Annotated in this window: 6 protein-coding genes and 2 pseudogenes; 1 reads left to right on the plus strand and 7 read right to left on the minus strand. The window is 55.8% G+C overall.

The annotated features are described in order from the left end of the window. Positions 1 to 123: 123 nt before the first annotated feature. Positions 124 to 597 (minus strand): annotated as a pseudogene (locus BPHY_RS38005) (MFS transporter); the annotation flags it as partial. Positions 598 to 822: 225 nt separating this feature from the next. On the opposite strand from BPHY_RS38005, the pseudogene BPHY_RS38010 reads away from it, so the two are divergent. Beyond that, positions 823 to 1,802, plus strand: a pseudogene (locus BPHY_RS38010) (amidohydrolase family protein); the annotation flags it as partial. 342 nt (positions 1,803 to 2,144) lie between these two features. Here BPHY_RS38010 and BPHY_RS41080 read toward each other — a convergent pair. The 6 genes from BPHY_RS41080 to BPHY_RS38040 form a co-directional block, all read right to left on the minus strand. Further along, complete coding sequence (locus BPHY_RS41080; RefSeq protein WP_012406733.1) at positions 2,145 to 2,705, minus strand: hemerythrin domain-containing protein; 561 nt, start codon at positions 2,703 to 2,705, stop codon at positions 2,145 to 2,147. 533 nt (positions 2,706 to 3,238) lie between these two features. Then, positions 3,239 to 4,678: a radical SAM protein gene (locus BPHY_RS38020; RefSeq protein ID WP_012406734.1), complete on the minus strand. Its 1,440-nt coding sequence runs from the start codon at positions 4,676 to 4,678 to the stop codon at positions 3,239 to 3,241. Further along, complete coding sequence (locus BPHY_RS38025) at positions 4,678 to 7,347, minus strand: glycosyltransferase (RefSeq protein WP_012406735.1); 2,670 nt, start codon at positions 7,345 to 7,347, stop codon at positions 4,678 to 4,680. Before BPHY_RS38025 ends, BPHY_RS38020 begins: the two co-directional genes overlap by 1 nt. A 708-nt stretch (positions 7,348 to 8,055) precedes the next feature. Further along, entirely contained in the window at positions 8,056 to 9,069 is a 1,014-nt protein-coding gene (locus BPHY_RS38030) for a substrate-binding domain-containing protein (RefSeq protein ID WP_012406737.1), read from the minus strand. Further along, a complete protein-coding gene (locus BPHY_RS38035) occupies positions 9,066 to 9,527 on the minus strand; it encodes a glycoside hydrolase family protein (RefSeq protein ID WP_233445378.1) in 462 nt (153 codons plus the stop codon). The genes BPHY_RS38030 and BPHY_RS38035 overlap by 4 nt, the downstream gene beginning before the upstream one ends. 175 nt (positions 9,528 to 9,702) lie before the next feature. Then, a complete protein-coding gene (locus BPHY_RS38040) occupies positions 9,703 to 12,756 on the minus strand; it encodes an efflux RND transporter permease subunit (protein ID WP_012406739.1) in 3,054 nt (1,017 codons plus the stop codon). Between the last annotated feature and the right edge of the window lie 5 nt (positions 12,757 to 12,761).

Raw genomic sequence — 12,761 nt, forward strand, 5'->3', positions numbered from 1 at the left:
GGGATAAGTTGAGTGTCGCGAGCATTCTGCGGGGGGCGTCCGAATCTTTGCAGCGCCGCCCGTGACAGGATTTCATCGGGCTCGTTGCAATACGCGAACCACCTTTACGACCCAGTTTCATCCGTTGACAAGGAAAACTAGGCGCCAATGCGAATAGGTTGTAACAAGGCCCCCGAGTAGCGGGCCCGCGGCAAGGCCGAGCATCGCGGGAACGCTGAGATAGTTCATCGCGCGTATGATATCGGCCCTCTGCACAACGCGAAAAATGATGATCCGACCCACCGGCACCATCATCGCGCCTCCGACGCCTTGCACGAAGCGTGCGAGCGCGAAGGTGATGAGGGACTTTGTCGCTGCGCAGAGGAGAGAGCCGACTAGGAAGATGCCGATCGCTAAGCGAAACACCGTGCGCGCACCGAAGCGGTCAGCGAGCCAGCCACAAACAGGTATAAACGCGCCAAGCCCAACGGCGTAACTCGTTACTGCTACTTTTAACGTCACCGCATCGCGCCCGAAATCGTGTGCCATCGTCGGCAGAGCCGTGACGATGACGTTCTCGTCGACCCATTCCATGAACATGGCGCACGCGACGATCATCGGCGTGATCAGGGGTTTTCTGGCCAACAATCGAGCTAACCATTTTTTGATTTTGTTCAGTTGCGTGGCTCTCTGTTCATAGAGCAGACCATGGAGCTTCTGCAGGTTCGGTCTCAATCCACCTAGGTCTGATAGCGCGGATGGTCGACGTGTGCGCGTAGCGAAGAGTGTATGCTTGGTGTACGGAACGTTGTGCCTTGTGTCACAGAGGCTTTAAGGCTCCTCGCACATCATCATCTCTATGAGCGCGCGGGATGGACGTACCTGCTCGATGAATATCTCGAGGATGCGAACTCAGGGCACAACATCACCGCGTCGGTGTACATGCAAGCACTGACACGTTACCGGAAATCCGGCCCCGACCAATTGCGCCCGGTTGGCGAAATCGAATATGTGACTCAGGTGATGGACCGGTTGCAGAGGGGCAAGCCGCAGGTCGCGAAGGGCATTGTAGGATACGCGGACCTTCGTCGTGGTGCCGAGGTACGCGAGGTTCTTGAAGCGGAGCTTCAGGCGGGCGGTGGTCGCTTGCGGGGCGTGCGACACCTTGTTACGTGGGACCCGGACGCAACGCTCGTGAATCCATTGTCGGCCGCGCCGCACGGACTGCTACTCGATCCGGACTACCGCGCGGGCGTTGCGCAACTCGGGGCACTGGGTCTCTCGTATGATGCGTGGCTTTTCTTCCCTCAATTACCCGAGCTGTTAGATCTGGCGAAGACTTATCCCGACATCCCGTTCATCATTAACCATTGTGGCGGTGTCGTGCGCATCGCCAGCTACGCAGACCCAAGGAAGTGTTCGACGCATGGTCACGCTCGATGCGCGAACTGGCGCGGTTGCCCAATGTGTATGTGAAGGTTGGTGGCCTGGGCATGCGCATCAACGCGTTTCACTTTGAGAGAGGCGAGCGGCCGCCTTCATCTGCTCAACTCGCCGAGACATGGAAACCGTGGATGTACACGTGTATCGAGGCCTTCGGCGCAGACCGTTGTATGTTCGAAAGCAATTTCCCAGTCGACAAAGGCTCGTATCCTTACAACAATGGCTGGAATGCTTTCAAGCTCTTGACTGCGCAGGCGAGCGTGCAGGAACGCGAGGGGTTATTCCGTGGAACTGCGACAGAGATATACCGTCTCGCATTTCGTGTCAATGGAGGCAATCGTCTTTGCGATTCCGACGGAGTTGGGTGCCGGTGCATTTGACTTCTGCACGACTACACTCGAGCATTAGGGGTTACTGGTCCGTGCCCGGCTCGCTGGGTTTGCGACCCAAGTCAGCATTGCAACGTTTCCAGCCCGCCGCACGTAACAATATCGTGTGCGGCAAGTGATGTCGGGCGACGAGGTCTCGTCTCGACTCTCGATCTTCGGCAGCCGAATCATTCGTCAAGCCTTCGCGACGGCTTTCATGTCAGAATGCTCCCGCCGATCATCGATCGGCCATCACGTATGCGTGACCGTCCCACGACGGCAGAATGTGCGAAAGGAGAGCCATTGACCGGTTGCCTGCAGTACTAGTTGCGCAGGGAGCGACCCGCGGCCGGCTCATGTGCATTGCATCCGCGCATCTACTGCGATCTGTTTGCGAAGCGCCTCGAAACGCTCAAGCACCTTTTCTCCGAAACACGGATCGGGGCTAGCAGAAACGACGGCATCGACCGCTGCCCAGTCCTCTTCCGTCAACGCCTGCGCGGCGCGAGGCATCAAATCTCGCTCCTCAGTAGAAAGGTGGTGACGATAGTACACAAGGTACGTAGCCGTGGCCGCCTCCAGAGCCGTGCGGGAGACGATGACATCTCCAGCGGCTTCATTGATGCGATGCAGGAGTTCATCGCCGGCCGCGGCAATCACGCGATGCTCCTGCAGAACTCGGTTCACGACGACTTGAATCCCGGGATCGCGTTTGGCAAGCCGAGCGTACGCGACATCCTCGCGCGGATGATGAACACGATCCGAAAAATTCTGCATGTAGTAAAGGATGTCGTTCATAAGTCCGTAATTCGGACTCTCGCCCCGATGGAGCACAGCTACCTGTTCTTCGAGAACATCGAGTAGCCGGGCAAAACTAACGTGCTCGGTGTGCCATACAGAAAGTGAGTCCGGCATGACATGCTCCATGGGAATGGTCAGGTACAGACTGCCTGAACCAAACGGTGAATGCAGTCCTTGTCGGCGTGATCGATAGTGCCGCAGCGCGACCGGTACAATCGAAATGTTACCAGGCGCACGCCAAGAAGGACTGACACAGATCAATACACTGTGGTATTGGAAGGCGGAGCTCGCCCGCTGCGGACGGCCTGTTCGGGCTTTGCGGCTACAGGCGCTTCGATGTGGTGGCCGATCTCCCGGATAATTGCGCGTCCGATTGCCGGGACCACCTGGTACCGATAAAAGTATCTTTACCGAAGAGGGGGCATTCCGAATACAGTGGACATAGCTTGCCGGGTTAGATCACACAGCGCGAGACGTTGAATTCTGCGTGCTTGCGCAAAACCCGGCCAACGCGTTTGACAAATTGCAGCGAGTATCCGCACGGTGCCTGGAAATACCGATCGCCGCGTAAGTTCCGGCGCAGGACCGATTCATCAACCTTGGTGTAGGCAGTGTCCCGTACCACAGTGGCGATCCCAGTGCGCCCTTCAGACTTCGGGTGTCACGAATTGGGTGTTAATCACGGCTTCGACTAGCGTAACTCCGTTGGGGGTAAGGGTTACCACATCGCTATCGATTATGACCAGCGCTTTATCAACCAGCGTTCTGAGCGTGGAGCGGATAATCGGATTGTCGAAGAAGCTTCTGCCATCAAAACGCCGCCCGAACACGTTGTCATTCACCGGAACCAGTGTGGAGAGAGCCATTTTGAAAGCGTTCACTTCGCGCTGAAGTGGGGAGACTCCTCGGCTTTCCTCAATGGGCAGACGGTTTTCATCCAGAGCTGCCTTGTATTTTCTGTAGCCGGTGACGTTGATGGCCTCGGCCCGGGCACATTTCGAGCTGCCGCCGAGACCGATCGCCACTTCCGGGTACTGCTTATCGAGGTCGGTCACTAGCCCTTTCCATTTCTCCGGATGCAGATGGTTCTGGTGAAAGTACGTAGTCGGATGTTCGACATATCCGGACGAGAGGTACTGTTCGATTAGATCGCGCATCTGATACTGCTTACCCAGCCCCGGGAAGTTCATGTTACGAATGTTAATAAGCCCTTTTTTCTGCCACAGACTTTCTCGCTCTCCGGAAACACTGGTACGCTTTTTCAGAAAGTTTTCCATGTGTAGCTTGGTGCAGACCACGTGAGAAAGTTCCAGTTCGAGGGTTTTCTCGATGTCATATTTCACATCGTCCACGTTCTGGCCGAGCATGCCGTAGATAAGGTCGACGTTGACCCAGTCGAAGCCGATTTCGCGCGCGTTAAAAATTGCATCCAGGCACTGTTCGGCGGAGTGCATACGTCCGCAGGCTGAGATAATGCGGTCGTTGAAAGCTTGGGCACCGAAGCTGATTTTGGTAAAGCCCAACTCTTTTAACAGTCGCAGGTATTGTTTGGTCAGGGTACCCGGCTCGCCTTCAAAGCGCATGGTAGCAACAGAAAGGTTAAAATGGCCCTGATAAAAATCCATCAGACGCCGCAACTCAGGCTCAGGAAGCAGCGATGGCGTACCGCCGAAAATGTTGAATTCGCCGACTTCGGCCTGTGCGAGACACGGAACGTTCTGAAGCCACATAGTGGCCTCTTTGATGTTGTAATCCACCAGATCCCGGAACACTGCCTGTGAGGAAGTGGCCTGTGGATTCAGGATAAGCGTCGGGTACTGGCAGAAATGACAGCGGTAGCGGCAGGTGGGGATATATGACCAAAGATGAATCTGGTTTGCCTGTTTGATATCACGCTCCATGTCATCAAGGAAAGCGGCGAGTGGATAACCACAGATATCGCCAGGGAAAACGTGGCAACCGAACGGATCTTTAACGACATACTCCAGAAATGCGAAGTTCTCCGGGCGGGAGAGAAAATCATGTACTCGCGGAACCGGATAATTCGTATCGATATCGTTTAGTGAATTCAGGGTTTCGCTATTCATCAGAATACCCCGCCGTTAGCGAAGTAGTTATGCGCTTCGCCGGACTCACGATCTTCACAGAAATAGTAGACAAAACGCTCGAAATCTTCCGGTTTCACCACATCGAAACACTCCGGCAACGGCGGCGGAAAACCGATATCGTCACCAACGGCGCGGCGCATGGCACTGAAAATTTCATCACGGAACTCGAAATAGAGCCGATAGGCCGGGGTTTTGTAAGCATGGATCCGTTTGAAGTCGATAATTCTTGAATCGTGCTTAATTTCATGGATGCGCTGATATAGACGGTCAGCCACTGGCCTGGTAAAAAATTCACGCACGGCGACGTCCTCCAGCAAAATCTGCGGGTTGAGCAGCGCGGGCAACACAATGTTTTTGGGAACGTAGTCTTTAATGGAGTAGCACCAGGCCTGCTGTGACTGTGCGGGAGTCGTGTCGTACAGCGTTGGCCGTTGCTTTTCCTCATCCGGACGTACGTCTTTCATAATGATGATGCCGTCCTGTCCATAGGCAGTACCGCTGATCACTTCCTCTATGATGGTATCTACGCGACGGCTGTTAATTTCCACACGTGAATCCCGGGCGTAAACCGGCTTGCCACCCCCCGCGATTACCCGGATCCCAAAGTCCCAGTCGTCGGAGAGGTGTTCTACAAAGCGACCATTGTTCAGCTGGTAGAAAATTTCGATACCTCCCACTTTGTCGTACAGAGTACGCTCAACGGCAAAACCTTTGCCGTCCGGAAAGCCGCCGAAGAGCGAAAACGACACATCACGGCAGCGCAGGGTTTTTTGGATTTCCCGGAAAAGGTTGGGGCGATCGAGGAATGCTTCTTCGTTGTAGTAGTAATTGCAGGTGCCAATATCCCCATTTGCCTCCACCATTTTTTTGATCAGCGCGTGCAACCAGTAAGAGTCTACGGTGCAGTCCGCATCGGCGGAAACAAGATAGTGTTTTTTCTGAACTCCAAGACGGCTGTCACGCACTTTTGAACGCACAGAAGCGTAATCCATGCCGCGTTTTCTGGCGGACGAGACGCCCTGAATGGGCTCATGAAGAGTATAAATATCCATGGATGGGTTTTGAGCTTTGAAAGTGTTAATTTTTTCGACGGAGTCGTCCGTCGAATTATTGTCCACAAAAATCAGTTCATAGCCGTCGTGAGTAATCAAGCTGTCATGTGTTTTTTGGTGAAATAGGGAACGCAATACCTCGCAGATTCGTTCGCTTTCGTTATAAACTGGCAGCACAACTGATACAAAAACTGTATCGCGCATTTTTCCTGCAGAGCAATTCAAGTCTAGGATGCAACTTGCGTTATCAGAAAGTAACCGCTTGCCAATAGAAAAATTCCTCCGGGCAACGTCATTCATTAACTGCTTATTATTGAGCAGCAGATACACGTCCCTAACAAATACCTCATCAGGCAAGCCATCCCGCTCTTGTGATATCTTCAGAACCGGCGCTTCAAATCCATACTGACCATAGACTTCCCAATAATATTCATAGCTGGTAGTGATGTAGCAGCGGTGGTTGCTAATCGCTTCTCCAACAGGATTCCCGTAGCTGTCGTAATCCCACGAAGTAAGAAAAGAGACCAGATCGCAGGAGTAATATAAATCCTCGATAGTAGTGGCCTCTTCCAGTGAAGGCATGTATTTGTGCCGAAGCGGACCAATAAATTTGATAAATGTCTCAACATCTAATTTTTTGGCTAATGCATTCAGTTCATGATGGTAAGGATGGTTTTCATTGGGATCGCCTGACACAACCAAAAAAACTTTCCGGTCGATATCGTTCCGACTGAAAAGCTGGTTTAGTCGATGGACCAGATAAACATCGCGGTCTAAACGCTTTTGCGGAATAATGCGAGTGGTGCGGGCGATCAAAATGTCGCTATCGCGGATAAAGAAATTCTCCCTGATATTAGTATGTTTACCGTGTCCGGTGAAATTATAGGTATTTTTTTTAACCTTGACGTTCACTTCGTAATCACACCACTCTTCTAATTTATTTTTCAGGTGGTTATTGAGTGTGACGTATGTTATATACTTGGATTTAACAGGCTTAATGGCATGAGGATAAGGCGCTGCGCCGTATTTCATCGCATTTTTTTCACTGTTCCACATTAGATCGTGATCGCGCCAGACGACGAAATTCTCTAAACAATAACGTTCCCCGTAATCTTCAATCGCCATATACAGCGCCTTGGTATAGATAATATTTTCCGGAAGCGTACCATTCTCGACAATCACATAACTGATGCTCAGCTCTTCCCATAGCTGAAGGATTCGATGTGCCAGTCGCAGAGAAGAGTCGCTTATTGCAAGCAGGAGTTCTTCCTGCTCTTTGGAAGAAGCCGGTGGAACTCGGCCCATCAGAACATTGTGCGAGTGCGTTAGGAAATCAACGCTGTAGTGGGGAATAGAATCGATATCGTCAATACGAACCAGATCGAATATACCCCTATAAATCTCCTTTTCGTAGTCGTAAGGCTTACCGAATTTTCCTTTATCGACCTTTATATCGTAACCCAGGTCGAGATAAGACTTGATCTGATTCCGCGCAAGAATTTTGGCCATTTTTGACGCCTCAACTGTGATGCCTGATACGGCGACGGCATCAAATGATATAAATATGGCCGCGGCATGCATATCTTTATGACACATTCAGAATCACCCTAAAACAAATTGTGAATATGAATCATAATCGCGACCAAAAAACATCTATTTGCGACACGATGTCGCCGTGGTTGGGGCGGGATTTCCGACGGTGCCTCATGGCCCGCTGGGCTTCGAACTATGCCCGGTCGAGACAATGAAGCGCGTCGTGTCGCAGATGCAATTTCCGCGACGTGACGTTCGCGTACGGGATGACCGAAACCTCCAAACCGCCCCGGTAACATTCCAGAGCTGCACCGACGACGCGCTCGTCAAGCGGATGACAATGAATGGCCGCGTGCAGCCAAATCCTTCGAAATGCAGATAGATTGTTGGAAAGTAAAGTCGTGGATGACAGCGTTCTGTGAATCCACCGTACTGCGGGAGCAGACACCGGCCGCCGGCACGGCAATTGTCCGCGAGGACGATCGCCGGAGCTTGCGAGGCCGTCACTCAGGAAGCCGTGCAACGCGACCGCGACCAACGCTTGCCGCACAGCAAAATTGAATTGTTTTTCTCGTTCCGGTCCGTGGGCCATCGCCGTGCCGAACGTGTCCGGCGATGCGGGAATATCGTTCGTGACGTTGAGCGAGGTAAGGAAGATTGTTGCAGTAGCGGACCCATTCTCGGGCAAATGCTACGGAATCACTTCGAGCATTAGATAATACACGAATCAAGGTAATTTCTGTGTGTCCCTAACCTTGTGAATACCTATATCTAGTCGATGCAGGGCCCGTCCGAATTGCCGATCTCGAGGCTAGGCTGCCAAAGAACGTGCAGCTTCTCGGGTGGCTTGCCGTTGAGCACTGCAAGCATTAACTCAACGATCGTCACACCGACATCATGCGGAACGGCCCATTGTAGGATTGTGAAGTTGTAGCCCATGAGCGTGTCTGGAGGGAGGCCACCATTGACGATGATCGACATTTCGCTTCCGAGCATAACCCCGGCGTCAACAAGCGCACGCACGGCACCGGCGCCGCATGGAGGGTTGTCCACGATCACGGCAGACGGTCTGGGATTGCATGAAAGAATACGCGTCATTGCTTCGTAGCTGCTGGCGCGGCTGAGCGTACCTTCGATCATGTAGCGCGCGTTTACGGGCAGACCGGCGGCGGCCATGGCGTCAATGTAGCCTTTACGCGCCTGTGTTGTGAAATGCAACTCCAATGGTCCGTTGAGCAACGCGATCCGGCGGTGGCCAAGGTTCACAAGCCGCTCGACTGCCTGGCGTACTCCGGCCTCGGTGTCGAAATCAAACCAGGAGTACGGACCTGGAAGGATGCTGCGGCCGTACGCAACGAACGGGATGCCCTTTTTCACAAGATACTGCAGCCGGCGATCATTCAGTTTGGTACGCGTGACGATCATGCCGTCGACGCGGCGTCCTTCAGCCATCCGCTCGTAGGTACGAAGTTCGTCGACGTTAGAGGCCGATGCAATGATTAGATCCTTGTTGGTGCACTCGATGGCCTTAGTCATGCCGGACACGACTTCGAGGAAGTATGGATCTCCTAGATCATGCGCCGTGGGCGGACAGATGATGCCGATAGCATCGGCGCGCCCGGTTGCCAGGTGCCGCGCCATCGTATTGGGGCGGTAGCCGACGCTCGCCGCAACCGCAATGACTCGCTCACGGGTGCGCTCACTCACTTCCGGGTGGCCGTTGAGCGCACGGCTGACCGTGGTTCGCGACATTCCAAGCTTGTGCGCAAGATCTTTGAGTTTCATCGCGTGTCCCGGTCTTGCCGCTGTCCCGCCCAACCTGTCGGGGCCACCGACCCCGTAGCGCGACGCGACGCGTCAACCTGCAACCCTGCCATCATCAAGTACATGGACGGGCATCGGATCAGAGATCCCTCCGATCTGGGAGGAATAGAGCGATCCGCTGCATTGCCGACTGGAAAGTCTTCTTCCGCGACCAGCTTCCATTTGCCTCGCGGATGATCGGCAATCAGATAGTGCGTGCCCTTCATGGACGCGAACATGCGCTTGCGGCAATACATCGGCTCGATATGGTCCTTCGCGGTGCAGAACAGGCAGTACCAGCGGCCCTGATGCTCGAAGACCTGCGGTACTTCCAGTTGCTCGAATAGCTTCGAGCGGAACAGCGGCGTGCGCAGCGATCTGTGTTCGAGATCGCGCGACACCGCATGCCCAAGCACGCCGCGTCCGATCGCTGGGCCCACGGGCTCTCGTGTGATGAACATCATGTGCCAGCCGTCGCCGTTCGGAGCTGAAGACTGGGGAGGTGCGGAAGGCCTGGTTCTGCAATACATCTGTATCGAGCGGCTCGTACCAGTAAGGATCGATGTCCAGCATCCGATTGTGTGTGAATCGTTCCCACCTGTGCAGATCGTCGGATCAAACTGCACCCGTTTGATTCGACTTCAGGTGATGGTCTGCACCCAACAACATATACATTGCGGGCACGACGAAGAGCGTGAACAGCGTGCCGATCGACAGCCCCGAGAAGATGACGAGCCCCATCGCATGGCGGCCCGCCGCGCCCGCGCCCGACGCGATCACGAGCGGCAGCACGCCCAGCACCATTGCCGCCGTCGTCATCAGGATCGGCCGCAGGCGCACGCCGGCCGCTTCTTCGAGCGCCTCGCGCTTGCCGCGTCCCGCGCGTTGCAGCTCGTTCGCGAACTGCACGATCAGGATGCCGTGCTTGCTGACGAGGCCCATCAGCGTGACGAGACCGACCTGCGTGTAGATGTTGAGCGTCGAGAGTCCCACGTTGATGAAGATGAGCGCACCGAACAGCGCCATCGGCACCGACACGAGGATCACGACAGGATCGCGGAAGCTCTCGAACTGCGCAGCAAGCGCGAGAAACACGATGATCGTCGCGAACAGCAGCGTGATCACGAAGCCGCCGGACTCCTGCACGAACTGCCGCGACAGGCCCGAGTAGTCGGCCGTGTAGCCCGTCGGCGCGACGTCGGTGGTGGCCTTGCGCAGGAAGTCAAGCACTTCGCCCTGCGAGATGCCTGGTGCGAGCACGCCGGAAATCGTCGCCGAATTGAGCTGCTGGAAGTGATTGATCGACTCGGGCACGATGGTCTGCTTCAGATGCGTGACCGTCGATGCGGGAATCACGCTGCCATCGGGCGTGCGCAAATAGTAGTCGAGCACTTGTGACGGGTTCAGCCGGTCCGTTTGCAGCACCTGCGGAATCACCTTGTACGAGCGGCCCGCGATCGAAAAGTAGTTGACGTAGTTGCCGCCGAGCGCCGCGCCCAGCGTGTGCCCGACATCGCTTTGCGAGAGCCCAAGCGAAGCGACCTTGTCGTGGTCCACGAGCAGCACGCTTTCGGGCTTGTCGATTTTCAGGTTGCTGTCGACGAAAAGGAACATGCCGCTTTCGCGTGCCTTGTTCAGCACGGCCTGCGATACTTCATTGAGGTTCTCGAACGGCTCCGTCGTGCTGATGACGAACTGCACGGGCAAGCCCTGCGCGCCCGGCAGCGGCGGAAACTGGAACGCGGCGACGCGTGCGCCCGCAATGCCGTCCCACTTCTGCTGAAGCTCCTTCTGCAATTGTGTCGCGCCTCTCTTGCGTTTGTCCCACGTCTTGAAGAGCACGCCGCCATAGCCCTGGTTCAGCGTCGGCGCGCCCGTCAGCTGGAACATCTGCGAGTACTCCGGCAACTGCTTCGAGATGTCGAATACCTGGTCCGCGTAAGTCTGCATCTGCTGGATCGTCGCGTTCGGCGGCCCCTGGATCTGCGACAGCACGATGCCCTGATCCTCCTGTGGCGCAAGCTCCGATTTCGACGTCGTGAAGAGATACACGGTGCCGCACAACAGCAGCGCGCCCATCACGATGAACACAGGCCACGTGTCGAGCATCGCATGCAACAGACGCCCATAGCCGCGATGCACGCGCTCGAACTGCCGGTCGACGAAGCGCGCGAAACGGCCCGACTCCTGGTCCGTGCGGAAAAAGCGCGAGCACATCATCGGCGATAGCGATAGCGCGATCACACCCGATACGGTCACGGCGCCCGCCAGCGTGAACGCGAATTCGGTGAAGAGCGCGCCCGTCAGTCCGCCCTGGAAACCGATCGGCAGGTACACGGCAACCAGCACGACCGTCATCGCGAGAATCGGTCCGCCGAGTTCGCGCGCGGCGATCAGCGCGGCTTCGAGGGGCTGCTTGCCTTCCTCCTTCATATGACGGTCGACGTTCTCGACCACGATGATGGCATCGTCGACGACGAGCCCGATCGCGAGCACGAGCGCAAGCAGTGTCAGCAGATTGATCGAATAGCCGAACAGCTGCATCACGAAGAACGTGCCGATCAGCGAGAGCGGCATCGCGATCACGGGCACGATCACCGCACGGAAACTGCCGAGGAACAGGAAGATCACGACCGTCACGATCAGCAGCGCTTCGACGAGCGTCTTAACCACTTCGTCGATCGCCGTGTTGATGAAGTCGGTCGCGTCGTAGACGATGTCGCCCGTCATGCCTGTCGGAAACTGCTTCTGCAGGTCCGGGAAGATTGTTTTCACGCGCTTCGCGACGTCGAGCACGTTCGCATCCGGCGCCACCTTGATGCCGATGAACACCGAACGCTTGCCGCTGAACGCGACATTGAAGTTGTAGTTGTCCGCGCCGAGCACGACGTTCGCGACATCTTCGAGGCGCACGATCGCGCCGTTCTTCTGCTTGACGACGAGCTTCTTGAAGTCGTCGACGGAATGCAGGTCCGTGCCCGCATTCAGATCGACGCTGATCATCTGGCCTTTGGTCGTGCCGAGCGTCGCCAGATAGTTGTTGTTGCCGAGGGCAGTGGAGACGTCGGCGGCCGTGACGTTGTGCGCGGCGAGCCGGTTCGAATCGAGCCAGGCGCGCAACGCGAACTGACGGCCGCCGAGAATCTCCGCCATCTGCACGCCCTGGATCGAATCGAGCTTCGGCTTCACGACGCGCAGCAGATAGTCGGTGACGTTGTTGCTCGGCAGCACGTCGCTGTAAAAGCCCATGTACATCGCGTCGGTGGTCTGGCCCACCTGCACGGTCAGCACCGGCTGCTGCGCTTGCGGCGGCAACTGGTTGCGCACCGACGCGATCTGCGTGTTGATCTCCGTCAGCGCGCGATTCGAGTCGTAGTTCAGGCGCAGCGTCGCGGTGATCGTCGAGACGCCCGTGCTGCTCGTCGACGACATGTAGTCGATGCCCTGGGCCTGCGCAATCGCGGATTCGAGCGGCTGCGTGATGAAGCCGGCCATCGTGTCGGCGCTCGCGCCGTAGTACGACGTGGTGATCGTCACCACGCCGTTTTCGGTCTGCGGATATTCGCCGACCTTCAGCGCGGAGAGCGAACGCAAGCCGAGCACGAGGATCAGCAGACTCACCACCGATGCGAGCACCGGGCGTTCAATGAAGATGTCGGTGAATTTCATCGCGC

The organism is Paraburkholderia phymatum STM815, assembly GCF_000020045.1.
Classification (GTDB): Bacteria; Pseudomonadota; Gammaproteobacteria; order Burkholderiales; family Burkholderiaceae; genus Paraburkholderia; species Paraburkholderia phymatum.